Origin of the sequence: Leptospira kobayashii (genome assembly GCF_003114835.2) — a bacterium.
In the GTDB taxonomy this organism is placed as follows: Bacteria; Spirochaetota; Leptospiria; order Leptospirales; family Leptospiraceae; genus Leptospira_A; species Leptospira_A kobayashii.
Genome location: NZ_AP025028.1, coordinates 826137 through 845834, shown reverse-complemented (window position 1 = coordinate 845834; position 19698 = coordinate 826137). Strand labels below are relative to the sequence as shown.

The following is a 19698-nucleotide window of genomic DNA, read 5'->3' as shown; positions in this document are numbered from 1 at the left end:
ACCATTTTCAAGCCCATCCCTGTAATGACTGTTAACGTGGGATTCCAGCGCAAAAAAACAATTACGCGAATGAGTAGGTATTCATTTCTATTTGTATTGTTATGCGTAACTCCCGGCTATTTATTCGCAAAATCGGGCATAACTACCGCTGATTTCGAATCGGAATTGGAAACCGCTGTCTGGGAATCCGAGCTGAAATCAAAAAATAGTTTCCCGGAAAATCCCGATTCCGATAAGATTTTTAGCCCAAATCAGACTCAAGCCGCTCTTCAAGTCTCCCTCCCCACGCATTCAGAAATGGAAGCCGATTGGGAAAACGAAGAAAGGGATCTGGTTTCGGAAATCATCACCTTACAAAAGCAGGTCCAATCCGATTTTCATAAGGAAATGGCAGGTTTGCAAACCGCTTCCTTCCGATCAGAGTCCGATTCCGAAAGCTCTCCTTACTTTTACTTATCAAAAGTGTTGCTGATACCCGGTTCCAATCCGTTTCATTTTACTTTGGTTCGTATAACAAATACTATAGAATCTTTTGATTCTCAAAACCAAGCTCTTGGTTTTCACCTTATTTGTCCTAATCTCTCGATTCCCAATCGCTTTTTACAATTTTTAGCAATCAAACGGGGTTCGCCTCCTCCAGGTTTCCCAAAACAGGTTCGTACATGAAAAACTCTCTCTTCTCCCACTCTAACAAACGATACACTACTTTCAGCCTGGACTTCGGTTCCAGAATCGGATTCTCCGAAAGACTCACCTCCTTCTTACTACTTACCGTTTTTCTATTCACTATTGCTTTGCCCATAGAAGTTTTGGCGCAGAGTGTTCCTCAGCTTACCAAAACAAAACCATTTAGAAATACGGACTTACAACCTTACGTTGAGTCTGCGACCGCAAGCCAAACCAGCGAATCCGGTTTTATGAGCATCGTGAGAGGTGCGGAAGATGCAGTCGAAGCATCTTGGGAAGCGGAAGTAGAAGCGGAGATCAACACGATCCTGAGCTCAGTCACAACCACTGACCCTGTGAATGATGTAAACGTTTACAAACAAGCAGTTCAAGCACAGCTCACCTTACAAAAACAACAAGCAAAAGCCACCTGGATCGCAGATGCATCCAGCTATATCCAATCCGAATTGAATATTTTCCTGAATGCACTTTCCGCCAAAAAAGACCAGGACATAGAAACCAACAAACAAGGACTCATCGGAAGTATTGACCCGGCTGTTCAAGCGGTAACCGGCTTTGCAGAAGCTTCCCAAGAAGCGAACCCCGCGCAAGTCACCGACGGATACACACAAGGTGCCGCTCTTTGGGATAACAAATGGCAGGATCTACTCACCAAACAAGAGAATTGGGAACAAGATTCCGTGGCAGCCATCCAAAACGGGATCTTACAATGGAATACTACGATCAGCAACCTAACCCAGGAAAAACAAGACTACTTGGATGGGATTGCCATGACAAAAGAACAGTGGCTCCAAAACAAAGCAATGATCGAGAACGCAGAGAATGCGCTTCGGTCTTCCTTACAAGGAACCGTCAATAGCATCCAATCCCAAAGAACTCAGCTTGCTTCCAGTTTTACGGGAAGTAAAGTGATGAGCGATTCCTTCGGAGATATAGACGCACTCCTTTCCTCCATTCAACAACAATTAGACGATCATGCTTCCGTATCCGATATGGCACAGACTCTGGGAACTTTTTTCAGAAACCAGGAAGAATACGCCAAAGGAAAAGCGGACGAATGGAACGGACTCAAATGGGAAAATATTACCGTTTTACAGAACTTAACTTATACGCAAGACATTGGGGACGCGAACTTTCAGTGTTCCGCTTTCAACGGATCAGGTAACTGTGGCGGAGTTCCCAGTAAGGCGGAATTGACTTATGATGCCAACGGAGCCGTTTCCAAATACTATACTTACGGATATTCCGTCCAAAACGACAAAAACGGATATAACAACCTGGTAGGATGGGGGATCGGGGTAGATGGAAACCGTTCGGATGTAGCCTATTCCACTTGGGGAGATTATAAAAAATTTAAGTATGTTTGTAACGGAAATTGGATTGGCGATGTAGGAGGGACATGTAACGGAGGGGCTGGTCAATATACCAACGGAGGAGATTCCTGTAGCGGTTGGGCTTTCTGCGGTTACTCCAGAGCGACAGATGCGGAAAGTTCCTATGTTGTAACAATTAATAATAATTACAATTACGGTCAGTTGGCAATCAACGATAACGTTCGCAATGCGATTTCCAAAAATTATAATGCAACATTTACACCAAGTACCGCACAAGGATACCTGGCGGGAAGCGAACAGGCAATTGCAGGTTCCACACAAGTATTTCTAGGTGCATCCAATATCACCGGCTCAGGAAGCTGGTATGACCAACTCGGTTGGTACAATACGGTCAGTATCTATACGGATTACAGATACATAGACAAAGACAAACAAGCGAACGAAGACACTTGGAGAGGACATCAGGCAAATTACAAAAGCCTGGCGGATACATTCCTCGGTCTAGTAAACCCACTCAAAGATTGGGAAGATAGAAGCAAACAGTACGCAGACGAATACGAAATCTCTCTCGCCAATCTGGAAGAAGCAAAAAACCTCGCAGTTCTCAGTTTTGATACTCAAATTGCAAGCCTAACAACGCAAAGGGACAATTGGATCACTGATGTTTACGGTTATGAAGTAGCAGGAACAAGTGCCGTTAATAATCAGAACAGCCGATTCCGTTCCGGCCAACAAGCTTGGCAAGACACAATCGTTACATTCAAATCCGTGGAACTCAACTGGTTCCTTACCGCCAAAGAAGCGCTCAACAAAGCGGTAGAAGACCCAGGCACAGGCGAGAAAAAATTCCAAGCAGACGCCATCTCTGTCGCGCAAAACCTACAATCCCAAATTGTAAACTCATACAACGCGACCGGCCAATTGTACGATAATTCCCGCCAACTTTGGAACAATTACCAATACGACTATTCCAATCAGCTGTTAGACCAAGCAGTCGATGGAAAAGCAAATGAAATCCAACTGGGAGAAGCGGGTGCAGTCGTAAGTCAAAAACTAATCGATTCCTATGCCAGAACGGAAAGTTATACTTCCAGCGAAATGGATGCAACGATCCGAATCCAAAACATTCTAGGAATGTTTGGCGAAGCAGGGTATGGTGCAGAAGAATTCGAATCCGTACAAGCCAACATCGATGCTTCCCAGCAAGGACAAGTGGATTGGAACAATGAACTGAGTGGAGACGATGGTAAATTCGGATTTATCCCTCGTGCCGCCAGAGACAGGAACACCCTCGCGCTTTATCAAGACGTACGGGACGATACTAAGAAAGCAAATACACTTCAAAAAGAAGTATTGGCAAAAGAAAACAAAATACTCTCGGAAGTGGAACAATACTTCAAGAAAGCAGACGACTTCCTCAAACTAGCGGAAGAATTCGAAGAAAAAGGCAAGTTCGACGAAGCAGCGTATTACACCCAACAGGCGGTAGCTAAAAAAGCAGAAGCTAGGTCGATCATCACGGATAATTATGATAAGCTCGGAGACTTTATGTTGCAAGAGGTTTCTTCCAGATCTCTCAGCTATACTAAAACATCCTTCCTGAACTACAAAGATTCACTCATCAGCAAGAGTTTCGACGACTCGGAAGCAATTGCCAAACAAATCAAACAAGGTCAGAACCAAATTGATGGAATCAGAGAATCAAGTGAAGCTTATGATAAAATCCAAGGTCTACTTGCTACATCACAGAACTTAGTCCAAAAAGGAACTGAATCTCAAAATCTAGTAAACCAACTACTCGCACAATCGGAACAACTTGCCAATAAAAATCTCAAAGGCGAACTACTCGACGGACTGGCTGAGATGATTGCCGCGATAGAAAGTGGAGTGCCTACATCCGTATCCGATGGATCGGAAATTGCAGAAGCAATCAATGCATCGAACCAAGAACTCAAAGAGACAAGAGAACAAGTAGACGGACTACTCTCTCATATGAATTCCCTCGTTACAAACGAGAATGATATTAAGAACCTAGGTGCCCTACTCAACGGTTCGGGCCAAGCACTGAACTATGCAGCTAACAGTGCCATAGCCAAATACTTAGATGAATACTCCCAACAATTTATAGAAGAGAATGAAGCTAGAAGTAAGACTCTCAGACAAGAACTGTTCCTCAAATACTCTCAAGGCGACGAGTATGCCTACTTGAGAAAAGAAGGCTATGAATTCCGCATCCAAGGTGACTATATCGTAGGTTCCCGATCCATCCATAGTGGAGATTTTAAGATCGCAGGGAATGCGATGCAGGATTCCAGCTACTCTCCTCTGTTTATGGCTCAAAACATAGAGATCAATACAAAGTTTGATCCGGGAACATTGCGTGTGGATACACTCGGAATCGATACTCTGATGAATACAGAGTTTGATGCTGACAAAGTGTCCCAAGTGGCAGCATTCGTAGATAACATGGCCACTAACATGGACTCAATGTTTGCGCAGTTCAGTGATAAAACGGAAGAAACAAAAGCCTATTATGCACAGAATGAAGATATCAAAGCTCAGAACATCGAGACATATAATAGAACCAGCAAATATTTCCTAACCAACTTCCAGGGATTGGAAGAAGGATTTAGCAAGAGTTACAACCCGAATATGGGTGGACTCCGGGACAACTACAAACAATCGAAATACAACTTCACCCAAGGAACAGGAATGGGAGTTGGAGTGAGTAAGGGAGAGAGCTGGTCTTCTATCAAAGCGGTTCCGAATCCAATACAAAGAAACTTAGGTTCCAGAGAACTCAAAGGAACAGTCAATATCAAAGGGATTCCGATTGAGATGACTTATGGAATGCAGGATCTCAATGTTCCGGCTGCTTTCTCACTGGGAGCTATGGGTCATAGCTTTGAACTCAATGGTGTAGGTACCACATTTGCTAGTAACGAAATCACTGCCGCCACAGGAGCTTTCTCCAGATATTTAGAAGGAACAATAGAAGATATCCAAGCTAAGTTCAAAGCGAATGAAGCGGAGAAAGAGAGCAAAGGATTTCTATTTGATGTTCTCTCAGGGACATCCAGCGGACAAAGTATCGCACAGAGTTTTAAATCTGTTGTAACAGAGAAAGTAAACGGTGCCATCACTTCAGCGATCGCTGAGGCAACCGGTCTTCCTGCGGGACTCATATCCGGTCTTGTCGGCGGAAAGTCCATGAAGAACGCAGTCAAGGACTTCGTTAAACAAGAAGCTACCAATGCAATCGCGGAAGCAACAGGCATTCCTGCCTGGGCTATCTCACAACAACTCGACAAGATGACTAAGCCTAAGGAGAAGTTCTACGAGACTAAAGAATTCCAAATTGTAACGACTATCGCAGCAGTAGCACTTGCACCTTTTACGGGAGGAGCTTCTCTTTATGTAGCTGTGGCTGCAAGTGCTGCACTCGGTGCGGCACAAGGAGCTGCGTCCGGTGGACTACAAGGTGCGTTAGTTGGTGCTGCCGGTGGTGCTCTCGGTGCTGTTACTCGAAGTGTAACGGGGGGATCTGTCACTGTTGGACTATCTTATAGTGCTGACAATGGATTTGGTGCGAGTGTCGGTGTAGGTTACGGACCTGCAACTGTTACTGCGGGTATCTCCGAGAAAGGTGGGGCTACTGTAGGACTTGGATTCCAATCGGGTGGACTATCCGCAGGATTAAATTACTCACAGAATGACGGGTTTGGTGGTAACGTTGGGATAGCATCAGAAAATGGAAACAGCTTAGCGCTTAATTATAGTCAGTCGGCAGGTATGGGAGTAAACGTTGGTACAAGTATTGCCAATGGAGTCTCGGGAGGACTCAGTTATAGTCAGACTGCTGGGTTCGGAGTGAATGCCAATGTCTCTTATACGAATGCAGATAGTGCCCACAACGGTGCTGGGGGATTCCTTGAACTTACGCAAAACGGTGGTTTGACGGTAAATGCTAACGCAGCCGGAGGAACTACTGCCGGTGGATGGAATTCACAGACTGGATTCCAGGCGAATACTAATTTCTTAACTGATCAGTGGCAGAACGATTATCTAAACAAACAGATGAATCCTACTGGTAAAGACGCTGACGCGGAAGCTGCGGCTAAGCAGAAGGAAGCACAGGCCAATGAAGGTGCTGATGTCATCGCGGGTGCGGGTGTTAAAAAACGAGAAGGTGCTCCAGATTCTCCTGACGCACCGATGGATCGCAATGCGAATGATGGGGGACCTAGTCCTAGTCCTGAACCAAAGAAGGATGACAATAATACGCCTACGGTCAAAAAGAAAGATGCTTCTAGCGATGTAGTTTTAAACAAAACCGAAAAAACAAGATTCAATGAATTAGAAAAAAAATGGAGTTCAGGAAAGCTTGCAGATGGTGAATTAGCAGAACTAAATACCCTTAAACTCAAAAAACAAGGATTAACTCAAAGCTTCGAAGGGGATGACGGGGAAAGAATCGTGATTCGTGATAAAAATGGAAAAATCGTAAGCAATACTTTTACCGGTTCTATGAGTAGTAATAGTGGGCCTTTAGAATTCATTGGCTTAATTAAATCTTTTGGAAGTGGCCTGATTAAAGGTGTTATGAAAATGGCTCCTGAAGCGGGAGAGTGGCTTTCTAAGAAAGCTGCAAAGGAAGTTGCTAAAGAAGGCGCTGAGGAAGCCGCTGGAGCAATAAACAAAAAAATATATAGTCAGTTAGAAAAACAAATTGAAAAAGATGGGCCAAAGTCAATTGAAAAAGCATACAAGTCTGCGCAAGAAACCTTACAAAAACATCAAGAAAAGTTGCCAAATCTTCAATATAAATCCCAAGTTGAAGGAACAATAAAAAATGTACAAAAACAAATTGATACACTAAAGCAATTCATGAAAGACAAAGGGATCAAATATAATGACTAAACTAATAAACATCGGCAATTATTTAGATAGAGAAGTTTTATTCTTACGGGTTAATTCACTTCAAGACTTAGAATCACATGAGAAATATTCTGATTCAATGGTTGCGTTATTTTTGGGACAGCCCCTGAATGCAAAAAACATATCAGCAATTCTGAACTCCTTGGTAAAGAAGTCCCCACTAGGAATATTAATTATTGAGGAGAAGGATCAGATTTTCGATAACTTACTTGAAATTTTAAGTGTTAGTAATACAGAAAAACATATAATGACAGCTTCTGGAAATTATGATAATTGGCTAGATGTTTTCTTTCTTGGAACCTTTCCTTCCGAAGATAGATCTAATGAATGGAAAAGTTATCTTGTTGTTGAATATTTTGTAGACGACGAGGATTCGATACTAACCAAAGAGATTATAAAATATATTTCTTGAGTTGAGCCTCGCAAAAACTATAATCTTAAACAAAATGATCATTGAATTATTCAATAAAAGAGAGCTTGTTAATATAACCTCTATGAAGTAAGATAATTTTTGAGAAACGAGCTTGTTTCTTGACAAAAATAGCTCTGGGGCAACTCTTCACTCATTGAAGAGTTGGTTATCTCTCAAAAATCCTCTTTTATTTTTTTCTCTTCTTCCTTGAACTCAAAAACAATTTCCAACAACAACTAATAAGCCTATCGCCCCGGATCGACCGAGCGTTGTCGTCGAGGGAGAGCCGGAAATGGCGCCCGAATAACAAGAAATAGTTTTCTATTTTACTCTTAAAGGTGAGTGAAGCACTTCTCGCGGTGGCGGAGGCAGGGATGCCGGAGCTCGTGCGTCGTAACACGGAGGTTACGCGCACAGGAGCGTGGAGTGCGAAACGACGACAAAGACAAACAAGCGAACGAAGACACTTGGAGAGGACACCAGGCAAATTACAAAAGCCTGGCGGATACATTCCTCGGTCTAGTGAATCCTCTCAAAGATTGGGAAGATAGAAGCAAACAGTACACAGACGAATACGAAATCTCTCTTGCCAACCTGGAAGAAGCAAAAAACCTCGCGGTTCTCAGTTTTGATACTCAAATTGCAAGTCTAACAACGCAAAGAGACAATTGGATCACTGATGTTTACGGTTATGAAGTCGCAGGAACGGGAGCCGTTAATAATCAGAACAGCAGGTTCCGCTCAGGACAACAGGCTTGGCAAGATACAATCGTTACATTCAAATCCGTTGAGCTGAATTGGTTCCTCACCGCCAAAGAAGCACTGAACAAAGCGGTAGAAGATCCGGGCACAGGTGAGAAAAAATTCCAAGCAGACGCCATCTCGGTCGCGCAAAACCTACAATCCCAAATTGTAAACTCATACAACGCGACAGGCCAATTGTACGATAATTCCCGCCAACTTTGGAACAATTACCAATACGACTATTCCAATCAGCTGTTAGACCAAGCAGTCGATGGAAAAGCAAATGAAATCCAACTGGGAGAAGCGGGTGCAGTCGTAAGTCAAAAACTAATCGATTCCTATGCCAGAACGGAAAGTTATACTTCCAGCGAAATGGATGCAACGATCCGAATCCAAAACATTCTAGGAATGTTTGGCGAAGCAGGGTATGGTGCAGAAGAATTCGAATCCGTACAAGCCAACATCGATGCTTCCCAGCAAGGACAAGTGGATTGGAACAATGAACTGAGTGGAGACGATGGTAAATTCGGATTTATCCCTCGTGCCGCCAGAGACAGGAACACCCTCGCGCTTTATCAAGATGTAAGGGACGATACTAAGAAAGCGAACACACTTCAAAAAGAAGTATTGGTAAAAGAAAACAAGATACTCTCGGACGTTGAGCAATACTTCAAGAAAGCAGATGACTTCCTCAAACTAGCGGAAGAATTCGAAGAAAAAGGCAAGTTCGACGAAGCAGCGTATTACACCCAACAGGCGGTAGCGAAAAAAGCAGAAGCTAGGTCGATCATCACGGATAATTATGATAAGCTCGGCGACTTTATGTTGCAAGAGGTTTCTTCCAGATCTCTTAGCTATACAAAGTCTTCGTTCTTAAATTACAAAGATTCACTCATTAGCAAAAGTTTCGACGACTCGGAAGCGATTGCCAAACAAATCAAACAAGGTCAAAATCAAATTGATGGAATCAGGGAATCCAGTGAGGCTTACGATAAAATCCAAGGTCTACTTGCCACATCACAGAACTTAGTCCAAAAAGGAACTGAATCCCAAAATCTAGTCAATCAACTGCTCGCACAATCGGAACAGCTTGCTAATAAAAATCTCAAAGGGGAATTGTTAGACGGACTTGCTGAGATGATTGCCGCCATAGAAAGTGGTGCTCCTACATCCGTATCCGATGGAAGTGAAATTGCGGAAGCAATCAATGCATCCAACCAAGAACTCAAAGAAACGAGAGAACAAGTAGACGGACTACTCTCACATATGAATTCCCTCGTAACCAACGAGAATGATATTAAGAACTTAGGCGCCCTACTCAATGGTTCGGGCCAAGCACTGAACTACGCAGCTAACAGTGCCATAGCCAAATACCTGGACGAATACTCTCAGCAATTTATAGAAGAGAATGAGGCGAGAAGTAAGACTCTCAGACAAGAACTCTTCCTCAAATACTCTCAAGGCGAGGAATACGCTTACCTAAGAAAAGAAGGTTATGAGTTCCGTATCCAGGGTGACTATATCGTAGGTTCCCGATCCATCCATAGCGGAGATTTTAAGATCGCAGGGAACGCGATGCAGGATTCCAGCTACTCTCCTTTGTTTATGGCTCAAAACATAGAGATCAATACAAAGTTTGATCCGGGGACATTGCGTGTAGACACACTCGGAATTGATACTCTGATGAATACGGAGTTTGATGCTGACAAAGTATCCCAAGTGGCAGCATTCGTAGACAACATGGCCACTAACATGGAATCCATGTTCGCACAGTTCAGTGACAAAACGGAAGAAACAAAAGCCTATTATGCTCAGAATGAAGATATCAAAGCTGAGAACATAGAGACATATAATAGAACTAGTAATTATTTCCTAACCAACTTCCAAGGCCTAGAGGGAGATTTTAGCAAGAGTTACAACCCAAACATGGGTGGTTTAAGAGACAATTATAAACAATCGAAATACAACTTCACCCAAGGAACGGGAATGGGTGTTGGGGTGAGTAAGGGAGAAAGTTGGTCTTCCATCAAAGCAGTTCCGAATCCAATACAAAGAAATTTAGGTTCCAGAGAACTCAAAGGAACAGTCAACATTCAAGGAATTCCAATCGAGATGAGCTATGGAATGCAGGATCTCAACGTTCCGGCTGCTTTCTCACTGGGAGCAATGGGTCATAGCTTTGAACTCAATGGTGTAGGTACCACATTTGCATCGAATGAAGTTACTGCTGCAACAGGCGCTTTCTCCAGATATTTAGAAGGAACAATAGAAGATATCCAAGCTAAGTTCAAAGCGAATGAAGCGGAGAAAGAAAGCAAAGGATTTCTATTCGATGTTCTCTCAGGGACATCCAGTGGACAAAGTATCGCACAGAGTTTTAAATCTGTAGTAACAGAAAAAATCAATGGAGCCATCACTTCAGCGATCGCTGAGGCAACTGGACTACCAGCGGGACTCATATCCGGTCTTGTAGGTGGCAAGTCGATGAAGAACGCAGTCAAAGACTTCGTTAAACAAGAAGCTACCAATGCAATTGCGGAAGCAACAGGGATTCCTGCTTGGGCTATCTCACAACAGTTAGATAAGATGAGTAAGCCTAAGGAGAAATTTTACGAGACTAAAGAATTCCAAATCGTAACTACGATTGCAGCTGTTGCACTCGCACCTTTTACAGGAGGAGCATCTCTCGCCGTGGCAGTTGCTGCAAGTGCTGCACTTGGTGCGGCTCAAGGTGCTGCGTCTGGCGGACTACAAGGTGCGTTAGTTGGAGCTGCTGGTGGTGCTCTCGGTGCCGTTACTCGAAGTGTTTCCTTTGGAACTGTAACTGCTGGGTTGTCGTATAGCACAGAAAATGGGTTTGGTGCGAGTGTCGGTGTAGGTTATGGACCAGCAACTGTTACTGCGGGTATCTCGGAGAAAGGGGGAACTACTGTAGGACTTGGATTCCAAACTGCTGGTTTGTCCGCGGGACTAAGCTATTCACAGAATGACGGGTTCGGTGGTAATGTTGGAATCTCTTCAGAAAGCGGAAACAGTCTCGCACTTAACTACAGTCAGTCGGGTGGTATGGGAGTCAATGTCGGAACAAGTATTGCCAATGGAGTCTCAGGTGGACTCAGTTATAGTCAGGCCGCAGGGTTTGGGGTCAATGCAAACGTATCTTATACGAATGCAAATAGTGCCCACAACGGGGCTGGGGGATTCCTTGAACTCACGCAAAATGGCGGTTTGACGGTCAATGCTAATGCTGCGGGTGGGACTACTGCCGGCGGATGGAACTCACAGACTGGATTCCAAGCGAATACTAACTTCTTAACTGATCAGTGGCAGAACGATTATCTAAACAAACAAATGAATCCTACTGGTAAGGACGCTGATGCGGAAGCTGCGGCTAAGCAGAAAGAAGCGCAAACAAATGAAGGTGCTGATGTCATTGCAGGTGCGGGTAGAAGAGAAGATAGCTATGATGGAGAAATCGAAACCGGGGTTGCAAGTGTTCGTGCCCCTGACGCCGCCGGGGGAACAGGTAATGCACCGGATGCTCCTGACGCACCGATAGATCACAATGCAAACGGAGGTGATGCTAGACCTGATGCGCCTACTCCGCGCAATGCGAACGGGAAGCCTAGTCCGAGCCCTACTCCTGTTCCGGGAGAGGGAAGCCAACAACCAAAAACTAAACAGATTAATCCTGATGATGTAACAATAAAATTTGGTAAAAATGCAAATAAAGATGCTGTTCCAGAAAGAGCGGTGAAAATCATTAAAGATATCGCAGCTTCTGCAGGAGTTAAATCACTAACTATATCAAGCTCGGCAAGAGACTCAGAGAGCCAAGCACGAGTTATGTATAACAATTTAGAAGACACTTCCGTCAAAGCGCAAAAGAAATTATATGGAAAGGAAGGAGACAAAGTGATCGATACTTATTCAAGTTTAAAAAAAGAAGGTAAACTCGCTAATGAAATTAAGCTTGCAATGAAAAATAAAATAGATGATTTAGGAGTTGCCAAAGTTTCGAAGCATGGTGCTGACTCAAGCGTTGTGACAGTAGTTGATATTGCTCCAAGTTCCGTCCCGGCAAAAAAACACGAAGAACTCAAAAAAGCGATAAAAGCAAATGCAGAAGTAAATACAAAACGATTTTTTTATCCGCCAGGTGACCCTGGTTTTCATATCGAAATTCCGGTTAAATAGGAGCCATTTATGAAATTAGTAAGCATCTCTTTGCTATCACTATTACTACTCAACTGTTCATTAGAACCAGATAATGCTAAGTATGTAGGAATCTATCAATATATTCACGATCTAGAATCTGGTGAAGTTTCTCATATCAAGCTTGAGATACAAAACCAATTAATTATAGGGACTTATTATGGCATTTCAGATGATTTTGATCCAGCCCGAGAAGCATACCTTCCAGGATATTTTTATACTAAAATGGAAAACCTATCAATCAAGAATGGAAACATAAGCTATTCGATAAATTTACATGAGAATGAAATTTACAACAAAGAGATTCCAATTAGTTACAGGCTTAATGATAAGTTACCAGTGACTTATAAAAAATGGATAGAAAACTCGAATCCCGATAAATTAATAACGCAAAATTATAAAGGCGAAATTCTTGAAGACAGGATAAAATTGAAAATCATTGGAGAAGATGCAGGAATACAGGACGAGTTAGTGTTTCTAAAACAAAACTCCAAAGTCAGAAGATAAATATTGAGATACGTTGAGCTTCACAGACCAAGTGCAAATTACACTGAGTCTCGTAAAAACTATAATCTTAAACAAAATGATCATTGAGTTGTTCAATAAAAGAGAGCTTGTTAATATAAGACATAAGTTATAACTTCCATGAAGTAACATAAATTTTTGAGAAACGAGCTTGTTTCTTGACAAAAATAGCTCTGGGGCAACTCTTCACTCATTGAAGAGTTGGTTATCTCTCAAAAATCCTCTTTTATTTTTTTCTCTTCTTCCTTGAACTCAAAAACAATTTCCAACAACAACTAATAAGCCTATCGCCCCGGATCGACCGAGCGTTGTCGTCGAGGGAGAGCCGGAAATGGCGCCCGAATAACAAGAAATAGTTTTCTATTTTACTCTTAAAGGTGAGTGAAGCACTTCTCGCGGTGGCGGAGGCAGGGATGCCGGAGCTCGTGCGTCGTAACACGGAGGTTACGCGCACAGGAGCGGGGAGTGCGGAACGACGATAGCTCCCGCCAGCTTTGGAACAATTACCAATACGGCTATTCCAATCAGTTGTTAGACCAAGCAGTCGACGGGAAGGCGAATGAAATCCAACTGGGAGAAGCGGGTGCAGTCGTAAGCCAAAAACTCATCGATTCCTATGCCAGAACGGAAAGTTATACCTCTAGCGAAATGGACGCAACTCTACGAATCCAAAACATTCTAGGAATGTTTGGCGAAGCAGGGTATGGTGCAGAAGAATTCGAATCCGTACAAGCCAACATAGATGCTTCCAGGCAAGGGCAAGTGGATTGGAACAATGAGTTGAGTGGAGACGATGGCAAATTCGGATTTATCCCCAGAGCTGCCAGAGACAGGAACACTCTCGCGCTCTACCAAGACGTAAGGGACGATACGAAGAAAGCGAACACACTCCAAAAAGAAGTATTGGCAAAAGAAAACAAGATACTCTCGGACGTTGAGCAATACTTCAAGAAAGCAGATGACTTCCTCAAACTAGCGGAAGAATTCGAGGAGAAAGGCAAGTTCGACGAAGCAGCGTATTATACACAACAGGCGGTAGCTAAAAAAGCGGAAGCTAGGTCTATCATCACGGATAATTATGAGAAACTTGGGGATTTTATGCTACAAGAGGTTTCTTCCAGATCTCTTAGCTATACTAAAAATTCCTTCCTGAACTACAAAGATTCCCTTATCAGCAAAAGTTTCGATGACTCGGAATCCATTGCCAAACAAATCAAACAAGGTCAGAACCAAATTGATGGAATCAGAGAATCAAGTGAGGCTTACGATAAAATCCAAGGTCTACTTGCTACATCACAAAACTTAGTCCAAAAAGGAACTGAATCCCAAAATCTAGTAAACCAATTACTCGCACAATCCGAACAACTGGCGAATAAAAATCTCAAAGGCGAACTACTCGACGGTCTCGCTGAGATGATTGCTGCCATAGAGAGCGGTGCTCCTACATCCGTATCCGATGGAAGTGAGATCGCTGAAGCTATCAATGCATCCAACCAAGAACTCAAAGAAACCAGAGAGCAAGTAGACGGTCTACTCTCCCATATGAATTCTCTCGTAACCAACGAGAATGATATCAAGAACCTAGGTGCCCTACTAGGCGGTTCGGGCCAAGCACTGAACTACGCAGCCAACAGCGCCATAGCCAAATACTTAGACGAATACTCTCAACAATTTATTGAAGAGAATGAAGCTAGAAGTAAGACTCTCAGACAAGAACTGTTCCTCAAATATTCACAAGGCGACGAATACGCCTACTTAAGAAAAGAAGGCTATGAATTCCGCATCCAAGGTGACTATATCGTAGGTTCCCGATCCATCCACAGCGGAGATTTTAAGATCGCAGGGAACGCCATGCAGGATTCCAGCTACTCTCCTTTGTTTATGGCTCAAAACATAGAGATCAATACAAAGTTTGATCCGGGAACTCTAAGAGTAGATACACTCGGAATCGATACTCTGATGAATACAGAGTTTGATGCTGACAAAGTATCCCAAGTGGCAGCATTCGTAGACAACATGGCCACTAACATGGATTCTATGTTTGCACAGTTCAGTGATAAGACGGAAGAGACAAAAGCCTATTATGCGCAGAATGAAGATATCAAAGCTCAGAACATCGAGACATATAATAGAACCAGCAAATATTTCCTAACCAGCTTCCAGGGATTGGAGGGAGATTTTAGCAAGAGTTATAACCCGAATATGGGTGGACTCCGGGACAATTACAAACAATCGAAGTATACTTTTACCCAAGGAACAGGAATGGGTGTTGGGGTGAGCAAAGGAGAGAGTTGGTCTTCCATCAAAGCGGTTCCGAATCCAATACAAAGAAACTTAGGTTCCAGAGAACTCAAAGGAACAGTGAACATCAAAGGGATTCCGATTGAGATGAGTTATGGAACGCAAGATCTCAACGTTCCGGCAGCTTTCTCACTCGGTGCCATGGGTCATAGTTTTGAACTCAATGGTGTAGGTACCACATTTGCGAGTAACGAAGTTACCGCTGCAACGGGAGCTTTTAGCAGATACCTAGAAGGAACAATAGAAGACATCCAAGCTAAGTTCAAAGCAAATGAAGCGGAGAAAGAAAGCAAAGGATTCTTGTTTGATGTTCTCTCCGGGACATCCAGTGGGCAAAGTATAGCGCAGAGTTTTAAATCAGTCGTAACAGAGAAAGTAAACGGTGCCATCACTTCAGCGATCGCTGAGGCAACTGGTCTTCCTGCAGGACTCATATCCGGTCTTGTCGGCGGAAAGTCCATGAAGAACGCGGTGAAAGACTTCGTTAAACAAGAAGCTACCAATGCCATCGCGGAAGCAACCGGCATTCCAGCCTGGGCTATTTCACAACAACTCGACAAGATGAGTAAGCCTAAGGAGAAATTCTATGAGACTAAAGAATTCCAAATCGTAACTACGATTGCGGCTGTGGCCTTAGCACCTTTTACAGGTGGAGCATCTCTCTATGTAGCTGTTGCTGCAAGTGCTGCGCTCGGAGCGGCTCAAGGAGCAGCTAGCGGCGGACTACAAGGTGCGTTAGTCGGAGCTGCCGGTGGTGCTCTCGGGGCTGTTACTCGAAGTGTAACAGGCGGGTCTGTAACTGTTGGGTTGTCTTACAGTGCAGACAACGGATTTGGTGCTAGTGTTGGTGTGGGTTATGGTCCTGCGGCGGTCACTGCTGGTATCTCTGAGAAAGGAGGAGCTACAGTCGGACTGGCTCTTCAAACAGGCGCAATCTCCGCAGGACTCAATTATTCACAGAATGACGGGTTTGGCGGTAACGTTGGAATCGCATCAGAAAACGGAAACAGTCTAGCGTTAAACTATAGTCAGTCGGGAGGCATGGGAGTCAATGTGGGGACAAGTATTGCCAACGGAGTCTCGGGAGGACTCAGCTATAGTCAGACTGCGGGATTTGGGGTCAATGCAAACGTATCCTATACAAATGCAGATAGTGCCATGAATGGTTCTGGTGGATTCTTAGAACTCACACAAAACGGTGGCTTAACGGTAAATGCCAATGCTGCGGGTGGGACTACTGCCGGCGGATGGAACTCACAAACAGGATTCCAAGCGAATACTAACTTCTTAACTGATCAGTGGCAGAACGACTATCTCAACAAACAAATGAATCCTACCGGTAAGGACGCTGATGCGGAAGCTGCGGCTAAGCAGAAGGAAGCACAGGCTAATGAAGGCGCTGATGTCATTGCGGGAGCGGGAAGAAGGGAAGATAGCTATGATGGAGAAATCAAAACTGGAGTTGTAAGTGTTCGCGCCCCTGATGCAGCCGGGGGAACAAGTAGTGAGGGAGATACTGGATCTACAACTCCTAAATCAGGAAATGGAAGAAAAGATGATTTCTTAGATTCATTAGATAATTCAAGAAGTGAATTGAAGAAAGCTTTAGACTCTGGCCAAGTTACACCTGAAAATTATAAAAAAGCAATGGCGGGTCTTTCTCAATTGGAAGGAGATCATATAAAGAAAACTTCTGTAGTGGACTTGAACTCATCAACTGAAGTGAAAACTGGTAATCTTTCTGTCTATAGACTTGAGAATGGAACAATCATTCCGCTAAACGCTAAAGTTAGTTCTGAATACGGAAAGAGACCTGGCATTAACGGAGGATTTCATGCCGGAACAGATTTTAGCGTTCCTATAGGTACCCCAATTCCTAGCACAATCAGTGAAGGCACTGTTTCAAAGTTATTTTTAGATAAAAATAATAAACATGTTTGGGGCAATCATGTTATCATAAAGGATAAAAATGGCGTTGAAACTTTATTTGCGCATCTTTCTAAAATTAATGTTACTAAGCAGGATGAGAGCGTAAAAAGAGGTGATCAAATCGGGTTATCAGGGGATACTGGTGGCTATACAGATAAAAATGGAAATTGGACAAAAGTAAAACCGCATTTACATTATGGCGTTGGGAGCTTTACTAAATGGAACACTGTAAATCCAACTGGATCAGAGGGAATCAAATGAGAAGCAAAGTGTTTGCAGTTCTGTTAATTTTATTTGTGGGTAACTGCGATCAAAAATCCAATAGGAATTTTAATCAACTAGACGGAATCTGGATTCACAAAATTAATTCTGGCCTAGAAAGATTTGATCCTAATTCTTTCTCAGGACAATATTTAATCTTTTTTCCTAATAATGATAAAATAATCGTTTGGAATGCCTCTGGTGATTATTCACAGAAATATCTTTTCGATAGATTCTATTTTGAGAAAAATACGGCTAATTTATTCTCGAAGAATCCACAACAAGGAATACAAGAATTCCAAATACAGTTTACCGATAACGATACCCTGAGGGTAATTAAACCTAAGTCGTTTAGCGAAACTTGGCCTGAATCTTACTATATAAGAGCACCAATAGACGATTCCGAAAATTCCTATAAAGACATGTACAATTTTTTCAAAAAGGATGCGAGCAGCACGAACTAAGAATTAGATGAGCCTCGTAAAAACTATAATCTTAAACAAAATGATCATTGAATTATTCAATAAAAGAGAGCTTGTTAATATAACCTCTATGAAGTAAGATAATTTTTGAGAAACGAGCTTGTTTCTTGACAAAAATAGCTCTGGGGCAACTCTTCACTCATTGAAGAGTTGGTTATCTCTCAAAAATCCTCTTTTATTTTTTTCTCTTCTTCCTTGAACTCAAAAACAATTTCCAACAACAACTAATAAGCCTATCGCCCGGATCGACCGAGCGTTGTCGTCGAGGGAGAGCCGGAAACAGCGCCCGAATAACAAGAAGTAACTCACTACTCTACTCTTAAAAGTGAGTGAAGCACTTCTCGCGGTGGCGAGGCCAGGACGGCCGAAGCTCGTGCGTCGTAACACGGAGGTTACGCGCTGAGCCTCGTAAAAACTATAATAGCGGACAAAATGTCCGCTAAACTGGAGGAATTTTGGTTCAATGAAAGAGTTTGGGAGAAAAATATCAAAGTTCAACTGATTAGCTTGTGTTATTTTCATGAATCTTGACTCAAATAGGTATAGATGATCCTTCCCTTTGAAAGGATCTAAATTCCGAGATGACTGAACAGTCATAAGGCGATTTCTTGTGTTAGGCTGCTTCTTCCCACGAATAAGTATGATAAAGTCCGCCAAGGACCGGATGAGAAACGAGTTTGTAATCTCCGTCTCTAGGTTTGTGCAAAGTAAGTGAAGATATAGGCGTGTCCTTTTGCAAGGCAAGATGAGTTCTTTTGTGATTATAAAAATGTATGAATTCTTCCAACTTCACTCTAAGATGATATTCATTCAAAGGAATAAAATAATCCAAGAATTCTTCCTTACAAGTTTTCACAAATCTTTCCGCGTGACCATTTTGCCAAGGTGACCGAACGGCTGTTTTCTTATGTTTGATACCAAGTCTTTCGAGGTAGCGGGAGAATTTTCTACCAAATAAGGTGTCGTTATCCGTAAGGACATAAGAAGTATTCTTCAGACCTTTTTTTCTGAGTGCAACTTTAATAACTTTTCTGACCCATCTAGTTGAAGTTTTGACTGTTATGTCGAAATGAAGGATTTGTCTTGTTTCTAAATCCATAAAAAATATGACTTTATATATTTCCCTAAAGTTATACGAGAAAACCGTAAAGAGATCAGAAACGATCATAGAATCGGAATGTAGAGCGTAGAAGTTTTTCCAAGCAAGCCTTTTCCTAGGGTTAGGTGATTTGCGGAGGGTTTTGATATATTTGGAAACCGATTTTTCCGAGATCAAAAACCCTAGCTTAATCATTGTTCCATGAATTTTGGTCGCACCCCAGATGGGATTTTGTTTTGTAATTTTGCGGACAAGTTTGATTAGATCCCATTGAATGATAGGTCTTCCTGATCTTTTTGCCGAAGAAAGGAGATTCCAAAAGAGTTTCCATTTTCTCTTTCTCCAGGAAATGAGAGTATTTGGAGTAACGAGTATAAGAGAGGTCTTCCATTCTGAGCTTAGATAAGAAAGCATAACTAACTTACATCGTTCCCAAGGAGTAGTATGGAAGACTTTGTATTTCCTTTTGTAGGCGACAAGCTGGGTTCGAAGGAACATATTTTCTAGTAAGACGACTGTGGAAGAAAATTGCAGAAAGAGGTATAAGAGAGGAATCAATAAGAAAGTAGAAAAGATTATAATCACTTTGATCAGCATAAAAGATATCGTGTGTTAATGGTACACATAAATTTTATAAGATGAGCTTGTTTCTTGACAAAAATGGCTCTAGGGCAACTCTTCAATCATTGAAGAGTTGGTTATCTCTCAAAAACTCTCTTTTATTTTTTTTCCTTCCTTCAACTCCAAAACAATCTCCAACAACAAATAATA

Annotated in this window: 8 protein-coding genes; 7 read left to right on the top strand and 1 reads right to left on the bottom strand. The window is 42.6% G+C overall.

Features of this window, described 5'->3' with window-relative positions:
- Nucleotides 1-69: 69 nt before the first annotated feature.
- From DI077_RS03755 to DI077_RS03725, 7 genes are all read left to right on the top strand, one after another.
- Nucleotides 70-666, top strand: a complete 597-nt coding sequence (locus DI077_RS03755) for a hypothetical protein (protein ID WP_135354901.1) — start codon at nucleotides 70-72, stop codon at nucleotides 664-666.
- Nucleotides 663-6941 (top strand): TIGR04388 family protein, encoded by a 6279-nt coding sequence (locus DI077_RS03750; RefSeq protein WP_109020750.1) that lies wholly within the window; start codon nucleotides 663-665, stop codon nucleotides 6939-6941. Before DI077_RS03755 ends, DI077_RS03750 begins: the two co-directional genes overlap by 4 nt.
- Nucleotides 6934-7371 (top strand): hypothetical protein, encoded by a 438-nt coding sequence (locus tag DI077_RS03745; protein WP_109020751.1) that lies wholly within the window; start codon nucleotides 6934-6936, stop codon nucleotides 7369-7371. Before DI077_RS03750 ends, DI077_RS03745 begins: the two co-directional genes overlap by 8 nt.
- A 426-nt stretch (nucleotides 7372-7797) precedes the next feature.
- Complete coding sequence (locus DI077_RS03740) at nucleotides 7798-12312, top strand: peptidase M23 (RefSeq protein WP_109020752.1); 4515 nt, start codon at nucleotides 7798-7800, stop codon at nucleotides 12310-12312.
- A gap of 9 nt (nucleotides 12313-12321) precedes the next feature.
- Nucleotides 12322-12837 carry a hypothetical protein gene (locus DI077_RS03735; protein WP_109020753.1) on the top strand — a complete coding sequence of 172 codons (516 nt, stop codon included), beginning with the start codon at nucleotides 12322-12324 and terminating at the stop codon, nucleotides 12835-12837.
- A 483-nt stretch (nucleotides 12838-13320) separates the two neighbouring features.
- A complete protein-coding gene (locus DI077_RS03730) occupies nucleotides 13321-17346 on the top strand; it encodes a peptidoglycan DD-metalloendopeptidase family protein (RefSeq protein ID WP_135354902.1) in 4026 nt (1341 codons plus the stop codon).
- A complete protein-coding gene (locus tag DI077_RS03725) occupies nucleotides 17343-17810 on the top strand; it encodes a hypothetical protein (RefSeq protein ID WP_109020755.1) in 468 nt (155 codons plus the stop codon). The genes DI077_RS03730 and DI077_RS03725 overlap by 4 nt, the downstream gene beginning before the upstream one ends.
- Nucleotides 17811-18441: 631 nt before the next feature.
- Here DI077_RS03725 and DI077_RS03720 read toward each other — a convergent pair.
- Nucleotides 18442-19524: an integrase core domain-containing protein gene (locus tag DI077_RS03720; protein ID WP_109020756.1), complete on the bottom strand. Its 1083-nt coding sequence runs from the start codon at nucleotides 19522-19524 to the stop codon at nucleotides 18442-18444.
- Between the last annotated feature and the right edge of the window lie 174 nt (nucleotides 19525-19698).

Bases quoted from the DNA above. Each gene is read 5' to 3' on its own strand.
- DI077_RS03720 (WP_109020756.1), bottom strand. From the start codon at position 19,524: ATGCTGATCAAAGTGATTATAATCTTTTCTACTTTCTTATTGATTCCT.
- DI077_RS03745 (WP_109020751.1), top strand. From the start codon at position 6,934: ATGACTAAACTAATAAACATCGGCAATTATTTAGATAGAGAAGTTTTA.
- DI077_RS03755 (WP_135354901.1), top strand. From the start codon at position 70: ATGAGTAGGTATTCATTTCTATTTGTATTGTTATGCGTAACTCCCGGC.
- DI077_RS03735 (WP_109020753.1), top strand. From the start codon at position 12,322: ATGAAATTAGTAAGCATCTCTTTGCTATCACTATTACTACTCAACTGT.
- DI077_RS03725 (WP_109020755.1), top strand. From the start codon at position 17,343: ATGAGAAGCAAAGTGTTTGCAGTTCTGTTAATTTTATTTGTGGGTAAC.
- DI077_RS03750 (WP_109020750.1), top strand. From the start codon at position 663: ATGAAAAACTCTCTCTTCTCCCACTCTAACAAACGATACACTACTTTC.